This is a genomic window from Metabacillus sp. RB-C-LZQ-3-1 (assembly GCF_058315175.1).
On record NZ_JBZFLI010000002.1, the window covers coordinates 69,433 to 90,183 of the forward strand.

Here is a 20,751-nt window from a genome sequence, read left to right on the forward strand (position 1 = left end):
ACATTTGGTGATTTTCATACCAGGATACTTTCGAAATAATGCTTGGAAGTGAACGAAATGAAAGATTTATACCTACCTTATTATTGTTCAGGAAAAAGGAGTGAACAAATTTGGATTATGTTATTGAGATGCTGAATATTCGTAAGGAATTTCCTGGCATAGTAGCAAATGACAATATTACCTTACAAGTAAAAAAAGGCGAAATTCATGCTCTTTTAGGTGAAAACGGAGCTGGAAAATCAACATTAATGAATGTTCTTTTTGGTCTTTATCAACCTGAAAGAGGGGAAATTAGAGTTAAAGGAAACAAAGTAAATATTACCAATCCTAATATAGCAAATGATCTAGGAATTGGAATGGTTCATCAACATTTTATGCTTGTTAACACTTTTACAGTTACAGAAAACATTATATTAGGTAATGAACCAAAAAAGGGATTATCCGTTAGTATAAAGGAAGCAGAAAAACAAGTGAAAGAAATATCTGAAAAGTATGGACTTGCAGTAGATCCGACAGCAAAAATATCAGATATTTCAGTAGGTATGCAACAACGTGTTGAAATTTTAAAAACTTTATATCGAGGAGCAGAAATTTTAATCTTTGATGAACCGACTGCAGTTCTTACTCCTCAAGAAATTAAAGAATTAATTCAAATCTTAAAAACACTTATTAAAGAAGGTAAATCAATCATTTTAATTACACATAAGCTCAAAGAAATTATGGAGGTATGTGATCGTGTAACAGTTATTCGCAAGGGAGAAGGTATTGGGACTGTTGATGTGGCGAATACAAACCCAAACGAGTTAGCATCATTAATGGTTGGCCGGGAGGTTTCATTTAAAACAGAAAAAACTCCAGCAAACCCAAAAGAGGATGTTTTAACGATCACCGATTTAACTGTAAAAGATAATCGTGCAGTACCTATGGTTAATTCTTTAAGTCTATCTGTGCGTGCAGGAGAAATCGTTGGAATTGCAGGTGTAGATGGGAATGGTCAGTCAGAATTGATCGAAGCGATCACAGGGTTAAGGAAAGTTGATTCTGGTACGATAAAATTGAATAATAAAGAGATCACAAATATGCATCCTAGAAAAATTACAGAAACAGGTGTTGGGCATATTCCCCAAGACCGCCATAAACATGGATTAGTTCTTGATTTCCCTATTGGGGAAAATATGGTCTTACAAACCTACTATAAACAACCATTTTCAAAAAAAGGTGTTCTGAATTTTAAGACAATCTATGACAAAGCAAAGAACCTTATTAAAGAATTTGATGTGAGGACTCCAAGTTCTTCCACACTAGCTAGGGCCCTATCAGGTGGTAATCAGCAAAAAGCAATTATTGGCCGAGAAGTTGATCGTAACCCGGATTTATTAATTGCAGCACAGCCTACCCGCGGTCTTGATGTTGGAGCAATTGAATTCATTCATAGTCGTCTTATTGAACAACGAGACAACGGCAAAGCTGTTCTGTTAATTTCCTTTGAATTAGACGAAATTATAAATGTTAGTGACCGAATTGCAGTCATTTATGAGGGGAAAATTGTAGATATTGTCGATCCTAAAGAAACGACTGAGCAAGAATTAGGACTCCTTATGGCGGGTAGTAAACGTCAGAAAGAAGGTAATCAATCATGAATTTAAATCGCTATATGAATCTTTTGATACCTGTAATCGCAGTAATTTTAGGGCTGATTTGTGGGGCTATTATTATGTTGATAAGTGGATACAATCCAATTGCAGGTTATAGTGCTCTATGGTATGGGATGTTTGGGGATTCTTACTATTTAGGTGAGACAATAAGACAATTAACACCGTATATTTTAACCGGTTTGGCGGTTGCATTTGCTTTTAGAACAGGTCTTTTTAATATAGGTGTTGAAGGACAAGTAATTGTAGGTTGGTTTGCAGCAGTTTGGGTTGGTATAGCTTTTGAATTACCAGCAATCATTCATCTGCCTCTAGCTATAATTGTTGCTGCTTTGGCAGGTGCGCTATGGGGGTTTGTCCCAGGACTATTAAAAGCAAGATTCAAGGTTCATGAAGTAATTGTAACCATTATGATGAACTATATTGCTCTACACGTAACAAACTACTTAATTAGAAATGTAATAACAGACAAAAGTGATACATCGGATAAGGTCTTTCCTTCTGCATCTTTACGTTCAGAATTCTTCGAGAACATAACAGATTACTCTCGCATGCATTACGGAATCCTTATCGCATTACTTGCTGCATTTATTATGTGGTTTCTTCTTGAGAAAACAACGAAAGGCTTTGAGTTACGTGCTGTAGGGTTTAACCATGATGCTGCACATTACTCGGGTATGAATGTAAACCGAAACATTATTCTTTCCATGGTTATTTCTGGTGCCTTTGCAGGTGTTGCCGGTTCAATGGAAGGTCTAGGAACATTTGAATATGTATCTGTAAAAAGTGGATTTACAGGCATCGGTTTTGATGGAATCGCAGTAGCTCTTATCGGTGGAAATGCTGCACTTGGCATTTTATTCTCAGCCGCTTTATTTGGCGGTTTAAAGGTTGGAGCTCTTAATATGCCATCAGAAGCTGGAGTACCAAATGAGCTTGTTGAAATCATTATTGCACTTATTATCTTCTTTGTAGCATCAAGCTATTTTATCCGTTGGTTATTATTTCGTTTCAAAAAGGAGGGGAAATAAGTGAGCATTTTACAAGCTTTAGAAATTATCATCCCAACAGCTTTATTCGTAGCAGCTCCACTTATTTTCACCGCACTTGGTGGGGTATTTAGTGAACGTTCCGGTGTTGTCAACATTGGTCTTGAAGGTTTAATGATTATTGGAGCATTTGTTGGAATTGTATTTAATTTACAGTTTGATGATGTATTAGGTAAAGCAACACCCTGGTTTGCCATACTGGCTGCCATGCTAGCAGCAGCTCTTTTTTCTCTACTGCATGCAGTTGCCTCTATAACATTTAAGGCAGATCAAGTTGTAAGTGGTGTAGCGATAAACTTCTTAGCTTTAGGTTTATCCCTTTTCCTTGTGAAAAATATCTATGAAAAAGGTCAAACTGATCGCATTTCAACTAGTATTAACAAAATGGATATTCCGTTATTAAGTGACATACCGATTATTGGTAAAATCTTTTTCTCGGGAGGATATATTACCTCTTATTTTGCTATTCTTCTAGCTATTATTGTTTGGTACGTTATTTATAAAACACCATTTGGTCTTCGTTTACGCTCAGTTGGTGAGCATCCAATGGCAGCAGATACAATGGGAATCAATGTTACAAGAATGAGATATATTGGTGTAATTTTAAGTGGTGCCTTTGCAGGTATCGGGGGTTCTGTGTATGCCACAATTATTTCAAGAGATTTTAGCCATGCAACAATAAGCGGACAAGGGTTTATGGCACTTGCAGCCGTCATCTTTGGAAAATGGCATCCACTTGGTGCAATGGGTGCAGCATTATTTTTTGGTCTTGCACAAGGACTAAGTATAATTGGTGGAACAATTCCATTACTAGAGGATATCCCTTCAGTTTACCTGTTAATTCTTCCATATGTATTAACGATACTTGCGCTAACAGGATTTATTGGACGTGCAGATTCTCCAAAAGCTCTTGGAACACCTTATGAAAAAGGAAATCGATAAAATAAACAAGCCTTCTCTTTCCATTAGAGAAGGCTTGTTTTAGTTTGAATTAATGGCTGTTACATAATTCCAGTATATGTTAGCGCCATTTAACACAAAATGAACTTGTTAACAAAATAATTAGTAGACAGGTGAAGACGAAATGGAAGCACGAAAGAAGCTGGATTTACTTGCATTATCATCTGTTCCTCTTGTCATGACGTTAGGAAATTCTATGTTAATTCCTGTATTGCCCCAAATCTCCAAAAAATTAGGGATTAGTGCCTTTCAGGTTTCATTAATCATTACTGTATATTCTATTGTGGCGATTTTATTAATTCCAATTGCAGGATATCTTTCAGATCGGTTTGGGAGAAAAGTTGTGATGGTTCCTTGCTTAATCATAGCTGGGTTAGGTGGAGCTGTATCTGGCTGGGCTTCATGGAAAATGGATGATCCATTTATTATGATTCTCTTAGGACGTGTTTTGCAAGGGATAGGGTCTGCAGGTGCAGCACCTGTTGTTATGCCTTTAATAGGGGATATGTTTCAAGATGATGAACAAATAAGTGCAGGTCTTGGATTGACTGAAACAGCGAATACTGCAGGGAAGGTATTAAGTCCAATTATTGGAGCTGTTTTAGCTTCCTTTCTATGGTTTTTGCCTTTTTGGTTTATTCCTTTTTTCAGTTTAATCAGTGTGCTGCTTGTATTTTTTTTAGTAAAAGTACCAAAACAGAAAGAATCTGAAAAACAAAGCTTTAAAGTATTTGCTCATTGTGTAAAAGATATCTTTAAAAGTGATGGAAAGTGGCTTTTTGCCATCTTTGCAGTGGGTTGTACCATTATGTTTGTTTTATTTGGTGTATTATTTTTTCTTTCAGACATGCTCGAAAAACAATATGCAATAGACGGAGTAAAAAAAGGATTAGTATTAGCGATCCCTTTGTTAGCACTATCTATCAGTTCTTATGTATCAGGTAAAAAAATTGGTCAAAATAGACACTTAATGAAAAGTGTCATCATTATAGGGATGTGTTTAGTTACTTTTTCTTTTATTGCTTTAAGAGTACAACACTCATTTATATTTTTAATCTCATTTTTAGTTCTAGCGGGGGTAGGGATAGGAATCACTCTGCCAAGTCTTGATGCATTAATTACGGAGGGAATTGAAAAAGAGGAACGAGGTACGATTACATCTATATACAGCTCGATGAGATTTATTGGTGTTGCTGCAGGACCGCCCGTTTTTTCTTATTTGATGTCTGTAAGTGAACATCTGGTTTATTATATTTCAGCTGGTACAAGCGTTATAGCTGTAATGATTGTAATGCTTTTTATTAAACCGGATAAAGATTTTGAGAAAGATCCAAATCAACTTCCAAAACTTGCATAGGACAGTTCTATCACTAGAACTGTCTGCACTTTAAACATTAGCACGTATAGGGAAGATTCATTAGAGTAATGATAGAAAAGAATAAATGTGTATTATTTCCTTTATTATCCTCGTATTGATATAATTACTAACAATGAATTGGTAAAAGGAGGGTCTACATGTCTTATATTGATGAACAACAAACAAATATTCATGGTATTTCACTTCACACTGTTACAACATCTAAATTTAAAACAATTACCATAGTTCTTAAGTTATTAGCTCCCCTGAATGAAAAAGATGTTACATATAGAGCCATATTACCTTATGTTCTTCAAAGAGGTACACAAAATTTCCCAACTAGTACTCGCTTAAGACAGCATTTGGATGAACTTTATGGAGCAACTCTGAATGTCGATCTATCAAAAAAAGGTGAACATCATATTATTTCCTTTCGAATGGAAGTAGCGAATGAGAAGTTTTTATCAGATTCAACTCCATTATTAGAAAAAGCGTTAAAGTTATTAGCTGATATTTTGTTAAACCCTGTTATAGAAGGCGGAGCTTTTCAAGAGGATTATGTCACACAGGAAAAAAGAACATTAAAGCAGAGAATTCAATCTGTATATGATGATAAAATGAGATATTCCAATCTTAGACTTGTCCAAGAAATGTGTAAAAATGAACCTTATGCATTACATGTTAATGGAGAATTAAAGGATGTAGATGGAATTACATCTGAAGCGCTCTACGAGTATTATCAAAACATTTTAAAGCATGACAAAATAGATCTTTATGTTGTTGGAGATATCAATCGCCAAGAAGTTGAAAGGAATGTAGAAAGTTATTTTTCATTAAAAAATACACCTCAGGCAATGGATTATTCATTAGAAAAGAAAGAGATTGTTGAAAATGAAGTAATTGAAGAGCAAGATGTAAAGCAAGGAAAGCTCAATATCGGATTTCGAACAAACAGCACATATCGAGATGATGACTACTATGCACTTCAAGTGTTTAATGGTATTTTTGGCGGTTTCTCACACTCAAAGCTCTTTATAAATGTCCGTGAGAAAGCAAGTTTGGCCTATTATGCAGCATCAAGAGTAGAAAGTCATAAAGGACTATTAATGGTTATGTCAGGTATTGAAGTTCAAAATTATGAAAAAGCTGTTACCATTATAAAAGAGCAAATGGCAGCAATGAAAAATGGAGACTTCACAGATCAAGAGTTTGAACAAACGAAAGCGGTTATACGAAATCAATTATTAGAAACAGTTGATACACCATATGGATTAGTTGAAATTGTCTATCATAACGTTATAGCATCGATAAATCGGTCTTTTGATGAATATTTAGAGGGTATAGAAAAGGTGACGAAGGAAGAGGTTGTGGAAGTAGCGAAAAAGGTGGAGCTTGATACAATCTACTTCTTAAAAGGAATGGGGGGAACGGCATGACAAAACCTATTCGTTTTGAGCAATTACAGGAATCTCTTTATTATGAAAAGATGGCCAATGGATTAGACGTATACGTGCTACCCAAAAAAGGGTTTAATAAAACTTATGCAACTTTTACAACAAAATATGGGTCGATTGATAATACCTTTGTTCCTTTAAATAAGGAAGAAATGATACAAGTGCCTGATGGAATTGCACACTTTTTGGAGCATAAGCTATTTGAAAAAGAGGATGGCGATGTGTTTCAGCAATTCAGTAAACAAGGAGCATCCGCAAATGCGTTTACTTCCTTTACCCGAACTGCATATTTATTTTCGAGTACAAGTCATGTTGAGAGAAACCTAGAAACGTTAATTGATTTTGTTCAGGATCCATACTTTTCTGAAAAAACTGTTGAGAAAGAAAAGGGAATTATCGGGCAAGAGATCAATATGTATGATGATAATCCGGATTGGCGTTTATACTTTGGGCTTATTCAAAACCTTTTTCATCATCATCCTGTTAGGATCGATATCGCTGGAACCATAGAATCAATTGCAAAAATTACAAAGGATTCTCTATACGAGTGTTATCATACATTCTATCACCCAAGTAACATGCTGTTATTTGTTGTCGGAGCTGTTGATCCTGAAAAAATTCTGCTGCAAGTCAGAGAAAATCAAGAAAAAAAGAATTTTACTGCACAATCTGAGATAAGAAGAGAATTTCCAAATGAACCTTCAGGTGTTTTTAAAAAAATTGAGAAATTAAAAATGAACGTACATGGTTCTAAATGTTTAGTTGGTCTAAAAGCAAAAAGTCCGAATAGAACTGGCACAGCTTTATTGAAGTATGAACTTTCAATGAATATTATCCTCGATATGCTATTTAGCAAAAGCTCTACTAATTATGAAGAGCTATATCAAGAAGGACTTATTGATGATACGTTTAGCTATGATTATACAGAGGAAAAAGGCTTTGGATTTGCAATGATTGGTGGAGATACAGAGGATCCTGATCGTTTAGCTGAAAAAATTAAACAAATGTTATTTTCAGCTAAAAATAATGGTGTTGACTTCTCAACATTTGAAGCAACGAAAAAGAAAAAAATTGGTTCATTCCTAAGAGCGATCAATTCTCCTGAATATATCGCCAATCAGTTTACACGCTATGCGTTTAATGAAATGAATCTTTTTGATGTTGTGCCGACACTTGAGTCAATCTCTAAAGAAGAAATAACAAATGTATTAAACGAAGCAGTTGAAGAGGATTTATTTTCAGTATGCCAAGTCGTTCCTAAATAAGTTACAAGCGAATGAAGGTCTGCATTGTCAGGCCTTTTTTTATTTAGAAAACACCTGTTTATATGCTAAAATGATGGAAGTCTATTTTATTTTTTAAGGAGCTTATATGGAAAGATATGCATTAGTAACTGGAGCAAGTGGCGGAATCGGCACCGCCATCGTTAGAAAGCTCGTTGAAGATAACTACATAATTTATGTACATTACAATAAAAATGTACAAGCAATTAATGAATTGAAAAAATATTCCAGTAATATTATTCCTGTTCAAGCAGATTTGACAGTAAAATCGGGTGTTGAAACATTATTGGCCCAAATTAATATGCCTATTGACCTGCTCGTGTTAAACAGCGGGATAAGCTTATACGGATTAGTAACGGATTTACAAGATGATGATATCGAAAATATGGTTCAATTACATATTACAAGTCCATTTAAACTAGTACAGCAGCTTGTTCGGCCTATGATTCGAAAAAGATCCGGTAACATCATTGTCATATCCTCAATTTGGGGGATAACAGGTGCATCTTGTGAAGTGCTATATTCAATGGTGAAAGGGGGACAAAATGCCTATGTAAAAGCATTAGCAAAAGAGCTTGCCCCTAGTCAAATAAGGGTCAATGCGGTAGCTCCTGGAGCCATTTCAACGAAGATGTTATCTCATTTTTCTGAGGAAGAAATAAGGGAATTATCTGAAGAAATTCCACTTGGCCGGCTCGGTCACCCCGAAGAAATTGCTCATACGGTGTCTTTTTTAGCCTCAGAAAAGGCTTCATATATTACTGGTCAGGTTATTTCAGTTAACGGTGGCTGGGTCTAAGAAAAGCGCAAGCGCCTTGAACAACCTAGGTAAATAAGACGAAATGAATAGAAGACGTTCTTTGCCTTCAATTCATTTGTGGCTAGACACTCAAACTAAGTACAATATTTTATACTTTCTTACCTGTCTAAAATTATTGTATAAAACACACCTCCTCTTGGAACAATAATTTTGTATCAATTAAAAAGGAGGAACTCCTATGTCTGTCTTAGAAAATTGGAATGAATGGAAAGATTTTTTAGGTGATCGCTTACATCATGCTCAAAACGAAGGCATGAACGAACAAGTAATTTCCAACCTGGCATTCGAAATTGGGGACTATTTAGCAAAGCAAGTTGATGCTAAAAATCCACAAGAAAAAGTACTTGCAGATTTATGGAGTGTAGCATCTGAACAAGAACAACATGCTATTGCAAATATGATGGTAAAGCTTGTTCAAAATAACGGTTCACATTAAGAGAGGAGAGATCCTCTCTTTTTCGTTGAATTCATCGCTTTCATACTTTCTTCTTTTAATAAAATCATTTATTATAGTTGGTAGTGGTTATGTTAGGGGGGCTTTCTTTGCCATTTGAGTGGTACTTAGAATATGAGATACAAAAAAATAGGCCAGGGCTTTTAGGTGATGTGTCTTCTTTATTAGGGATGTTATCAATTAATATTATAACAATTAATGGTGTTGATGATTCTAGACGCGGCCTTTTATTAAAATGTGAAAGCAATGATCAAGTTCGAAGGCTTGAATCAATTTTAAATACAATGGATAATATAACAGTTACAAAGCTACGAGTACCAAAACTTCGAGATCGGTTAGCTGTTAGACACGGCCGATATATTCAAAGAGATGCTGATGACAAGAAAACATTTCGTTTCGTCCGTGATGAACTTGGTTTATTGGTCGATTTCATGGCAGAACTTTATAAACAAGATGGACATAAACTTATTGGCATTCGAGGAATGCCACGGGTAGGGAAAACTGAATCCATTGTCGCATCGAGTGTGTGTGCAAATAAAAAATGGTTATTTGTTTCATCAACATTGCTAAAGCAAACGATTAGAAGCCAATTAATTGCAGATGAATATAGTGAAGATAATGTGTTTATTATTGATGGGATTGTATCAACAAGAAGAGGTTCAGAAAAACATTTTCAATTGGTAAGAGAAATAATGCGGCTTTCTGCAACGAAAGTTGTAGAACATCCAGACATTTTTGTTCAGAATACAGAGTATACAATTGATGATTTTGATTACATAATAGAAATCCGAAATGAACCTGATGAAGAAATCACATATAAAGATGTTGAACATCCACCGATGATGTTTGACTCTTCAGGTCTCTCGGGATTTGACTTTTAGTTATGGGGTGTTACGGTTGAGTGAATTAGGAAATCGACTCAAACAAGCAAGAGAAGAAAAAAATATGAGTTTGGATGAACTCCAGGAAATCACAAAAATTCAAAAAAGGTATTTAATTGGTCTTGAAGAGGGCAATTACTCGATGATGCCTGGTAAATTTTATGCTCGTGCCTTTATGAAACAATATGCAGAGGCTGTTGACCTAGATCCTGAAATGCTTTTTGAAGAATACAAAAATGAAGTTCCAAGTACATACAAAGAAGAGGTTCCTGAACAATTATCAAGAGTAAAAACACATAAGGAGCTGCCAAAATCAGCTTCGAAACTTCTGGATATTCTCCCAAAATTGGCAGTGGTTGCTGTGGTAATTATTGTGGCCGTTCTCCTCTGGTTATGGAGACAAGAAGCAACTGAAAATGAAACACCGAATGAACAATCAGCAAACCAAACGAGCGATGTTGAGTTTGAAAGAATAGAAAACACAACAACGAATGAAGAACAACAAGATGAGGTGGCTCCTGCGGAAGAAAATGATAACACTGTTGAAGAAGAGGTAGAGCCTGAGAAACCAGAAACACCTGCACAGACACTTACTCTAAAAGGTGTAGAGGGTTCTACAACGACATATGAATTAAAAGGTGCTGAAAAGTTTGAGCTTGAGGTTATTGCAAAAGACCGTACATGGGTTGGCATTAAAAATGGTAAGGGTAAGACTTTCTTTGGAGCAGAAATAGCACAAGGTGAAACAGAGGTTAATGATTTTACTGCTGAATCTGAAATTACAGTTAGGGTGGGGAATGTCCCTGGAACTGATTTGAAAGTCAATGGTGAACTAGTCCAATATGAGGATACAAAGAAGACACCTCAAAACATTACCATTATTTATACGAAAGAATAGGGACTGACTCAAATAAAGTGTCTTGATCTTCATACTAACACGCAGGATATGGTATGTTAGTATGGGGATCAGGCCTTATGATGAGTCGTCCCATTTTACTTGTTAACACATTTGAAAGATGATGGAGGAAAAAAGAAATGAATTTACCGAATAAAATTACAATTTCCAGAATTTTGTTAATACCGGTTTTTATGGTAATTATGCTTGTACCTTTTAATTGGGGGGAACTCACTTTTGGTACAGAGTCGATTTTGGTCACGCATTTTGTTGGAGCTATTCTATTTATCATTGCTTCAACTACCGATTGGATTGACGGTTATTATGCCAGAAAGCTGAACCAAGTAACAAACCTTGGGAAATTTTTAGATCCATTGGCAGACAAATTATTAGTTTCTGCGGCTCTTATCATTTTAGTCGAGCTTGGACTTGCCCCGTCCTGGATGGTGATTTTAATTATTAGCCGTGAGTTTGCTGTTACAGGCCTACGACTTGTATTGGCTGGGGAAGGTGAAGTTGTTGCAGCAAATATGCTAGGTAAAATTAAAACATGGACTCAAATCATCGCGATTGCTGCTTTATTATTACATAACTTACCGTTTGAATTTATGAATTTCCCATTTGCAACAATTGCCCTTTGGGTTGCAACATTTTTCACTGTAATTTCCGGGTGGGATTATTTTAATAAAAATAAACAAGCCTTTGTTAATTCTAAATAATATATAGGCAAGGGGAGGATTCTCAATGGATAACCGTACAGAAATTATTGCTGTTGGATCAGAGTTATTATTAGGTCAGATCGTGAACAGCAATGCTCAATTTTTATCAAAGGAGCTTGCTGAACTTGGTTTAAATGTATATTACCATACTGTTGTCGGAGATAACCCATCTCGTCTTGAGTCAGCTATAAAGATTGCGAAGGAACGTTCAAATGTTATTATCTTTACGGGGGGATTAGGACCAACTAAAGATGATTTAACAAAAGAAACCATTTCAAAATCATTAGGAAAAAATCTTATCTTTGATATGGATGCTATGGAAAGTATCCAGGCATACTTTACTCAGACAAAACGGACGATGTCTGAAAATAATAAAAAGCAAGCACTCGTTATTGACGGTTCAACTATTTTAAAAAATGATTATGGTATGGCACCTGGAATGGCTCTAGAAGTCGACCAAACCATTTATATGCTTTTGCCGGGTCCACCAAGTGAAATGAGACCGATGTTTCAAAATTATGGAAGAGAGTATTTTCAGAAACAGCTTGGGATTCAAGAAAAAATTGTTTCACGTGTACTAAGATTTTTCGGAATTGGTGAGTCACAACTTGAAACAGATATTCAAGATTTAATCGATGGGCAAACAAATCCAACAATTGCCCCATTAGCATCAGACGGTGAAGTGACTCTTAGACTAACAGCAAAGCATAGAGATGAACAAGTTGCACAAAAATTACTGGATGAAGCAGAGAAAAGCATTAATGACCGTGTAGGAGAATTTTTCTATGGTTATAATCAAACAACTCTTATTAATGAGTTGAAAAAACAACTAGTGAACAAGAAAAAAACGATTTCTGCAGCAGAGAGTTTAACTGGGGGAATGTTTTCAGAATTAGCAACTTCATTAGATGGTGCTTCTCAAATTTTTAATGGAAGTATCATCTCGTATACAAATGAAGTAAAAAAACAAATCTTACATGTGAAAGAAGATACACTAAAGCAACACGGAGCTGTAAGTGAACAATGTGCGAAAGAAATGGCTGAGCAGGTTCGCAAACTGCTTAATAGTGATATTGGTATAAGCTTTACAGGAGCTGCCGGACCTGAGCCGCATGAAGGTAAGCCGGTGGGCACAGTGTTCATCGGTATCGCAACAGAAGATCAAACGAACGTATATTCCTTGAACTTAGCGGGTACAAGAAAAGGCATCCGTACCAGAACTGTAAAGTATGGCTGTCATTATTTAGTCAAACTATTAAATGAAATAGAATGATATAATGAAGTCTGTTATGCATAGTCTATAAAGCAATGTTTAACAGGCTTTTTTATTGCTTCGAAAACTATAAAATGCATCAATTGTGGATAAACACTTCGGCATCCAGCTCCAGATCTTAGCCTTAGATCACACAGGACGTGCAAGTGCAGTTACAACGACAGAACGCGGTTAAGTAACTGCCTCTAGGGTCTAGCCAATTCAAAATAGAAGGCAAAGAACGCCTTCTATTCTGAATCGTCTTATTTGCCCTAGGCTGATCAAGGCGTTAAGCGCTTTTGTACTTGATTTACATGTAGTTTCCAAGAACAATATAAAAATAGTTAAAATTAAATAGTGTATAAGAGGTTGCTGTATATTATAGAGTTTTCTTTTAGAGGATAATCGAATTTTTTGATTTTTTTGGTAGAGAAAATAATCGAATAAATGTTCGATTTTCACTTGGCAAACGAATGAAAAAGCGTTATATTTATTATAGATTGATTTAAAGGAGGAAATTTTGTGAGCGATCGTCAAGCCGCCTTAGATATGGCGTTAAAACAAATAGAGAAGCAATTCGGTAAAGGTTCTATCATGAAATTGGGGGAGCAAACAGATCGTAAAGTATCAACTGTTCCAAGTGGTTCTTTAGCTCTGGATGCTGCGTTAGGAATAGGCGGATACCCTAGAGGTAGAATTATAGAAATATATGGACCAGAGAGCTCTGGTAAAACAACGGTTGCTCTACATGCTATTGCAGAAGTTCAACAACAAGGTGGTCAAGCAGCATTTATTGATGCTGAGCATGCATTAGATCCTGTTTATGCCCAAAAATTAGGAGTTAATATTGATGAGTTACTGCTATCTCAGCCTGATACGGGTGAACAGGCACTTGAGATTGCTGAAGCCCTTGTTCGTAGTGGTGCCATTGATATTCTTGTCATTGACTCAGTGGCAGCATTAGTACCGAAAGCTGAAATTGAGGGTGAGATGGGTGATTCTCATGTCGGTTTACAAGCTCGTTTGATGTCACAGGCTTTACGTAAGCTGTCAGGTGCAATTAATAAATCAAAAACAATTGCTATTTTCATTAACCAAATTCGTGAAAAAGTAGGCGTTATGTTCGGTAACCCTGAAACAACTCCAGGTGGACGTGCATTAAAATTCTATTCTTCTGTTCGTTTAGAAGTTCGTCGTGCTGAAACCCTAAAACAAGGTAATGATATGGTTGGAAATAAGACTAAAATTAAAGTAGTAAAAAATAAAGTGGCACCTCCATTCAAAGTAGCAGAAGTTGATATTATGTACGGAGAAGGAATTTCTAAAGAAGGAGAAATTATTGATCTTGGTACTGAACTCGATATCGTTCAAAAGAGTGGATCATGGTATTCTTATAATGAAGAACGCTTAGGTCAAGGTCGAGAAAATGCAAAACAATTTCTAAAAGAAAATCCAGCTCTTCGATTAGAAATCCAAGAAAAGATTCGTCAACACTATGGCTTGGATGAAGAGGTTATTGCTCCAGACGAAAGCCAGGAAGAATTGGATCTATTAGGAGAAAAATAATTATTTTAAAGGGCATTAGTGCCCTTTTTTTATTACACGAAAGCTATAAAACGTTTAAACTCTTTGTAAAGTAATACAATTAGAAATAAAGTCTTTTGGAATTTTTAAATACAATCTTGAACATAATTCAATTTGTGTGAAATATATATTGTGACATAATTCTACAAAAAACAACCTTATTTTCGGTTTTGGTACCACTACTAATAAGAAGTTAGCCCTTTAACTGCTTACAAACATTATGATGACGGGCTTGACAATAAAAATTCACACATTTACAATTGAGATGTATATTTTACATTTTTGTAGAATCATGATTGAAGCATTTTGAAAGCAGAAAATGTTGGTACTTGAATTAGTCTTATTTCAACTCATGTAAAGACGCAAAGAGTTCAACATGAAAAAAAGCTTTGAGCTGTATGTTGACAACTTAAAATTGAACAATGTACATGCCGACACTTTAATCTAGAAAAACAAGTTCATAGCAAGAGGAGGTGTAATGATGGACGTAGTATCAATAATCATCTCCATTTTGCTTGGCCTAATCGTCGGTGCAGTTGTTGGCTATTTTGTTCGAAAATCTATTGCCGAAGCGAAAATTGCTGGCGCTACTAGTGCAGCAGAGCAAATTCTTGAAGATGCAAAACGCGATGCTGAGGCTACTAAGAAGGAAGCACTTCTTGAAGCGAAGGATGAAATCCATAAGCTGCGCACAGATGCAGAACAGGAAGTTCGCGAAAGACGCAATGAGCTTCAAAAACAAGAAAATCGCTTATTACAAAAGGAAGAGAATCTTGACCGTAAGGACGAGTCTTTAGATAAACGTGAGGTTATGCTAGAGAGAAAAGAAGGTTCTCTGAATGAAAGACAACAGCATATTGAAGAGATGGAAAGCAAAGTGGACGAGATTGTGCGTAAACAGCAAACAGAGCTTGAACGCATTTCTAGCCTTACACGAGATGAAGCAAGAAGCATCATACTTGAAAAGGTTGAAAATGAACTCACACATGATATTGCAATCATGATTAAAGAAAGTGAGAATCGTGCTAAGGAAGAGGCTGACAAAAAGGCTAAAGAAATCCTGTCACTTGCTATTCAACGATGTGCAGCAGATCATGTAGCCGAAACAACCGTGTCTGTTGTTAATCTTCCAAATGATGAAATGAAAGGTCGTATTATTGGACGTGAAGGACGTAATATCCGTACGTTAGAAACACTAACTGGAATAGATCTTATCATTGATGATACTCCTGAGGCAGTCATTTTATCAGGCTTTGACCCAATTCGACGTGAAACGGCAAGAATCGCTTTAGACAAGCTTGTTCAAGATGGGCGAATTCACCCTGCGAGAATTGAAGAAATGGTTGAAAAATCTCGCCGTGAAGTGGATGAATACATTCGTGAAATTGGTGAACAAACCACGTTTGAAGTAGGAGTTCATGGACTTCATCCTGATTTGATTAAAATACTTGGCCGCTTAAAATTCAGAACAAGCTATGGCCAAAATGTATTAAAGCACTCGATGGAAGTTGCTTTCTTATCAGGTTTAATGGCTGCTGAGCTAGGTGAAGACGAATTATTAGCAAAGCGAGCTGGATTATTACATGATATCGGAAAAGCCATTGACCATGAAGTTGAAGGAAGTCATGTTGAAATTGGTGTAGAACTAGCTACTAAGTACAAAGAGCATCCTGTTGTTATTAACAGTATTGCTTCACACCATGGTGATACAGAACCTACTTCAATCATTGCTGTCATTGTGGCTGCTGCTGATGCGTTATCAGCTGCAAGACCTGGTGCACGTAGTGAGACACTTGAAAATTATATTCGTCGCCTGGAAAAGCTTGAAGAGATATCTGAATCCTATGAAGGTGTTGAAAAATCATTTGCAATACAGGCTGGTCGTGAAGTTCGTATCATGGTCAAGCCGGATTCTATTGATGATTTACAAGCACATCGTTTGGCAAGAGATATTCGAAAACGAATAGAAGAAGAGCTCGATTATCCTGGTCACATAAAAGTAACTGTGATCCGTGAAACGAGAGCTGTTGAATATGCAAAATAAAGTGGTGCAGCGATGCGCCACTTTATTTTTTCTTTATTTTGTGCAACACTAGATTTAACACTTAAAAGTAAAGAGGGTACATAAATGAAAATATTATTTATCGGGGATGTTTTTGGATCACCAGGTCGTGATATGGTGAAAGAATATTTGCCTAAGTTAAAAACAAAATATCAACCACATGCTGTTATTATAAATGGAGAAAATGCAGCACATGGAAGAGGCATTACAGAAAAGATCTACCAGCAATTTATTCAACAAGGTGCCCATGTTGTCACAATGGGAAATCATACATGGGATAATCGTGACATCTTTGAGTTTATTGATGATGCAAATCAAATGATTCGACCTGCCAATTTTCCTGAAAATAATCCTGGGAAAGGGATGACGTTTATACAAGTAGGTGGAAAAGAAATAGCAGTTATTAATCTACAAGGACGTGCATTTTTACCACCGTCTGATTGTCCTTTTAAAAAAGCAGATGAATTGATTGAACAAGCTAAAAAACGAACATCAATCATCTTTGTGGATTTTCATGCTGAAGCAACGAGTGAAAAACAGGCAATGGGCTGGTATTTGAATGGACGTGCATCTGTCGTTGTAGGAACACATACACATGTTCAAACAGCAGATGAGCGGGTATTAGATAAAGGGACAGCATACATTACAGATGTGGGAATGACAGGTCCATACGATGGAATCCTTGGAGTAGACAGAGAAATGATTTTAAAACGCTTTTTAACTGGTCTTCCTGTTCGCCATGACGTAGCAGAAGGCAGAGCTCAATTAAGTGGTGTTGTAGTAGATGTGAATGATAAGACCGGAAAAGCAAGTAAAATTAAGCGGATTCTAATTAATGATGATCACATGTTCTTTGAATAAGGATTGATATAAGAAATAAATATATTTCCATTTAGAGATAACTGAAATGAGAATTTTTCGAAATAATGTGCGAACAAGCAGGAATATATTTAAACTCTAGTGAATATAGTATCAATGGATATATAACTAACACTGTTTGGAAGGAATTTAGGGGAGGTCCTTTTAAACAAAATATACCAAAGATTGTTCTAATGAACACTCAAGGATTCATTGAAAATGAAGGGGGAACTAGAAATGGAAATATTAAAGGTTTCAGCAAAATCTAATCCTAATTCAGTCGCTGGTGCATTAGCTGGGGTTTTAAGAGAAAGAGGCGCTGCAGAAATCCAAGCAATTGGAGCAGGTGCCCTAAATCAAGCAGTTAAAGCTGTAGCGATTGCAAGGGGGTTTGTAGCCCCAAGTGGTGTGGATTTAATTTGTATTCCTGCATTTACTGATATTCAAATAGATGGTGAAGAACGTACAGCGATTAAGCTAATCGTAGAACCTAGATGATTTCTTACCAAATCATAAGAAAAGGGTTTGACTCTGCTGAGTCAAACCCTGTTTTTTTATATGATCAAAAATGATAAAAATAAAGATAAAGGAGAAGGATTGACTTGCACATTTTTGATGCACATTGTGACATGCTCTTTAAACTTTGGGAAAACCCAAAAATGGATGCTTTTAAAGATGATCGTCTACATGTAAACATATCAAGATTAAAAAATGGATATAAAAATATCCAATGCTTTGCTATCTTTATACCTGAAAATATCCCTTTCATACAACGATTAAATGTTGCACAACAACAAATCAATATTTTTTATCAAAAAATCCTTCATCAATATCCAGAGGTAAAGCTAATCAAAACTAAGTCTGATCTTACAGGCTTAAAAAATGGAGAAATAGGAGCCATTTTAACGCTTGAAGGATGTGATGCAATTGGTGATCAAATTGAAAATCTGGAGTTATTATATGAGCTTGGTGTTCGATCAGTAGGGTTAACGTGGAACTATGCAAATTTAGTGGCAGATGGTATTCTGGAAAAACGAAATGCTGGAATAACAAACTTTGGAAAAAAAGTTATTCGCTTTTTAAATAAACAAAGAATGTGGACAGATTTATCTCACGCAAGTGAGAGAAGCTTCTGGGAAGCATTAGATATCGCTGACTACCCAATTGCTACTCATTCAAACGTCTATCAATTATGTTCACATGTTAGGAATTTAAAAGATGAACAGATCGTTGCTCTTTTTCAAAAAAAGGGAGTAATAGGTGTGACATTTGTCCCGTTTTTTACGACAGAAAAACCTGAACCAACTGTAGCAGATCTTATCAAACATATAGATTATTATTGTTCATTAGGTGGAGAAGATCAAATTGGATTTGGTTCAGATTTTGATGGAATAGATGTGACGATCGGAGGACTTGAAAATTATTCCTGTTATCAGCATTTAGTCAATGAGTTGCTTCATCATTATTCTGAGTCACAGGTAAAAAAGTTCCTTTATCAAAATATGGTTGATCATCTTTCTTTTTAATGAACGATCACCCCCATTTTTCACTTTATTTTAGGAAACTCTTGTATTTTTTCCTTGTAAGGTCTAAAATTGAATACGTTTAGTGTAAATCCAATCATTTTACTAAGTTTTGAATTACATAGCAACTATAAAAGTTGGTATACTGAACATTATGGAATATTATAAAGATAGATAATAAATGATGTATATATTGAGGAGTGTAGAATGCATGATTAGTCAACTTTCCTGGAAAGTTGGTGGACAGCAAGGTGAGGGTATTGAAAGTACAGGTGAGGTATTCTCTATTGCTTTAAACCGACTAGGTTATTATTTATATGGATATCGCCACTTTTCATCTCGAATTAAAGGTGGTCATACTAATAATAAGATCCGTGTTAGCACAACTCAAGTACGTGCTATTTCTGATGATCTTGATATTTTAGTAGCTTTTGATCAAGAAACGATTGATGTGAATTTTCATGAGCTTCGTAATGGTGGCATAGTCCTTGCAGACTCAAAGTTTAATCCAACCATTCCTGAAAATGAGAATGTTACGCTTTACTCAGTTCCATTTACTGAAATTGCAACTGAACTTGGGACTTCGTTAATGAAAAATATGGTGGCAATTGGCGCAACTAGTGCTATTTTGGATATTGAAGCAAGCCAATATCACGAAGTAGTTCATGAAATTTATGGTCGTAAAGGCGATCAAATTGTTGCAAAAAATATGCAAGCTATAGAAAACGGTGCAAGATTTTTAAAAGACGAGCTTGAATACAATAGAGAGGATCTCTATTTAGAAAAAGCAGATGGAAAAAAACGTATGTTCATGATTGGTAATGATGCTATTGCGTTAGGTGCAATTGCAGGAGGGTCACGCTTTATGGCAGCTTATCCAATTACACCTGCTTCTGAAATTATGGAGTACTTAATCAAAAAACTACCTAAATTTGGCGGGGCAGTTATTCAAACGGAAGATGAAATTGCTGCTTGTACAATGGCAATCGGTGCAAACTATGCTGGAGCACGTACATTTACAGCATCTGCTGGACCTGGGCTATCTCTAATGATGGAAGCAATCGGATTATCGGGGATGACAGAACAACCACTAGTCATTGTCGATACACAACGTGGTGGACCAAGTACTGGGTTACCAACCAAGCAAGAACAATCTGATTTAATGGCAATGATATATGGAACACATGGTGAAATACCTAAAGTAGTCATGGCTCCAAGCACAGTTCAGGAAGCATTCTACGATACAATTGAAGCTTTTAACATAGCTGAGGAATATCAAGTTCCTGTTATTCTTTTAACGGATCTGCAGCTTTCTCTAGGAAAACAAACAGTAGAACCGTTAGATTATAGTAAAATTGAAATCCGCCGTGGAAAATTAGTTTCTGATGACTTACCTGAGGTTGAAAATAAATCATACTTTAAACGTTTTGAAGTTACAGAAGATGGCGTATCACCTCGAGTGATTCCGGGAATGAAAAATGGTATTCACCATGTAACAGGCGTTGAGCATGATGAAACAGGAAAACCTTCTGAAGCAGCAGGCAATCGTGTTGACCAAATGGATAAACGTTTAAGAAAATTAAATCAATTAAAATTCAAGAATCCAGTTTATAAAAATGTTTCTCATGAGAATCCAGATGTATTGCTTGTTGGATACATTTCAACTAGAGGCACGATTGAAGAGGCAATGACAAGACTAGAAGCAGATGGAATAAAGGTAAATCATGCACAAATTCGCTTAATCCATCCGTTCCCAACAGATGAAATGCTGCCACTTGTGGAAGCAGCTAAGAAAGTGATTGTTGTCGAAAATAATGCAACAGGTCAACTGGCAAGCTTACTAAAAATGAATGTGGGACATGCGAATAAAATATCATCGCTATTAAAATATGATGGAAATCCATTTTTACCACATGAAATTCATACGAGAAGCAAGGAGTTGATCTAA

18 protein-coding genes are annotated in these 20,751 nt (G+C 35.9%); all 18 read left to right on the forward strand.

Features of this window, described 5'->3' with window-relative positions; all coding sequences use genetic code 11:
• The first annotated feature begins 110 nt into the window (after positions 1-110).
• Positions 111-1,640: an ABC transporter ATP-binding protein gene (locus tag AC4GZ8_RS03735; RefSeq protein WP_491080483.1), complete on the forward strand. Its 1,530-nt coding sequence runs from the start codon at positions 111-113 to the stop codon at positions 1,638-1,640.
• The gene (locus tag AC4GZ8_RS03740; protein WP_491080484.1) at positions 1,637-2,683 is read left to right on the forward strand and encodes an ABC transporter permease; all 1,047 of its coding nucleotides are present in this window, start codon (positions 1,637-1,639) and stop codon (positions 2,681-2,683) included. The genes AC4GZ8_RS03735 and AC4GZ8_RS03740 overlap by 4 nt, the downstream gene beginning before the upstream one ends.
• Positions 2,684-2,689: 6 nt before the next feature.
• Positions 2,690-3,643, forward strand: coding sequence for an ABC transporter permease (locus AC4GZ8_RS03745; protein WP_491080848.1), 954 nt, complete (start codon positions 2,690-2,692; stop codon positions 3,641-3,643).
• A 142-nt stretch (positions 3,644-3,785) separates the two neighbouring features.
• Positions 3,786-5,018: a bacillibactin exporter BcbE gene (gene bcbE, locus AC4GZ8_RS03750; protein ID WP_491080485.1), complete on the forward strand. Its 1,233-nt coding sequence runs from the start codon at positions 3,786-3,788 to the stop codon at positions 5,016-5,018.
• Between the two features lie 158 nt (positions 5,019-5,176).
• Positions 5,177-6,454 (forward strand): EF-P 5-aminopentanol modification-associated protein YfmF, encoded by a 1,278-nt coding sequence (gene yfmF, locus AC4GZ8_RS03755; RefSeq protein WP_491080486.1) that lies wholly within the window; start codon positions 5,177-5,179, stop codon positions 6,452-6,454.
• Positions 6,451-7,737, forward strand: coding sequence for an EF-P 5-aminopentanol modification-associated protein YfmH (gene yfmH, locus AC4GZ8_RS03760; RefSeq protein WP_491080487.1), 1,287 nt, complete (start codon positions 6,451-6,453; stop codon positions 7,735-7,737). Before yfmF ends, yfmH begins: the two co-directional genes overlap by 4 nt.
• Positions 7,738-7,843: 106 nt before the next feature.
• Positions 7,844-8,554 (forward strand): elongation factor P 5-aminopentanone reductase, encoded by a 711-nt coding sequence (ymfI, locus tag AC4GZ8_RS03765; RefSeq protein WP_491080488.1) that lies wholly within the window; start codon positions 7,844-7,846, stop codon positions 8,552-8,554.
• A 199-nt stretch (positions 8,555-8,753) separates the two neighbouring features.
• A complete protein-coding gene (locus AC4GZ8_RS03770; protein WP_491080489.1) occupies positions 8,754-9,011 on the forward strand; it encodes a DUF3243 domain-containing protein in 258 nt (85 codons plus the stop codon).
• Positions 9,012-9,118: 107 nt separating this feature from the next.
• Entirely contained in the window at positions 9,119-9,910 is a 792-nt protein-coding gene (locus AC4GZ8_RS03775) for a DUF3388 domain-containing protein (RefSeq protein WP_491080490.1), read from the forward strand.
• Positions 9,911-9,926: 16 nt separating this feature from the next.
• Positions 9,927-10,808 (forward strand): helix-turn-helix domain-containing protein, encoded by an 882-nt coding sequence (locus tag AC4GZ8_RS03780; RefSeq protein WP_491080491.1) that lies wholly within the window; start codon positions 9,927-9,929, stop codon positions 10,806-10,808.
• 137 nt (positions 10,809-10,945) lie between these two features.
• A complete protein-coding gene (pgsA, locus tag AC4GZ8_RS03785) occupies positions 10,946-11,524 on the forward strand; it encodes a CDP-diacylglycerol--glycerol-3-phosphate 3-phosphatidyltransferase (protein ID WP_491080492.1) in 579 nt (192 codons plus the stop codon).
• A 25-nt stretch (positions 11,525-11,549) separates the two neighbouring features.
• Positions 11,550-12,797 carry a competence/damage-inducible protein A gene (locus AC4GZ8_RS03790; protein WP_491080493.1) on the forward strand — a complete coding sequence of 416 codons (1,248 nt, stop codon included), beginning with the start codon at positions 11,550-11,552 and terminating at the stop codon, positions 12,795-12,797.
• Positions 12,798-13,298: 501 nt separating this feature from the next.
• Positions 13,299-14,342 (forward strand): recombinase RecA, encoded by a 1,044-nt coding sequence (gene recA, locus AC4GZ8_RS03795; protein WP_491080494.1) that lies wholly within the window; start codon positions 13,299-13,301, stop codon positions 14,340-14,342.
• A gap of 499 nt (positions 14,343-14,841) precedes the next feature.
• On the forward strand, positions 14,842-16,404 hold the full coding sequence (gene rny, locus AC4GZ8_RS03800) for a ribonuclease Y (protein WP_491080495.1): 1,563 nt from the start codon (positions 14,842-14,844) through the stop codon (positions 16,402-16,404).
• 84 nt (positions 16,405-16,488) lie between these two features.
• Positions 16,489-17,283, forward strand: a complete 795-nt coding sequence (locus tag AC4GZ8_RS03805) for a TIGR00282 family metallophosphoesterase (RefSeq protein WP_491080496.1) — start codon at positions 16,489-16,491, stop codon at positions 17,281-17,283.
• A gap of 234 nt (positions 17,284-17,517) precedes the next feature.
• Entirely contained in the window at positions 17,518-17,778 is a 261-nt protein-coding gene (gene spoVS, locus AC4GZ8_RS03810) for a stage V sporulation protein SpoVS (protein WP_003181955.1), read from the forward strand.
• 104 nt (positions 17,779-17,882) lie between these two features.
• Positions 17,883-18,806 (forward strand): dipeptidase, encoded by a 924-nt coding sequence (locus AC4GZ8_RS03815; protein WP_491080497.1) that lies wholly within the window; start codon positions 17,883-17,885, stop codon positions 18,804-18,806.
• A gap of 208 nt (positions 18,807-19,014) precedes the next feature.
• The gene (locus tag AC4GZ8_RS03820) at positions 19,015-20,751 is read left to right on the forward strand and encodes a 2-oxoacid:acceptor oxidoreductase subunit alpha (RefSeq protein ID WP_491080498.1); all 1,737 of its coding nucleotides are present in this window, start codon (positions 19,015-19,017) and stop codon (positions 20,749-20,751) included.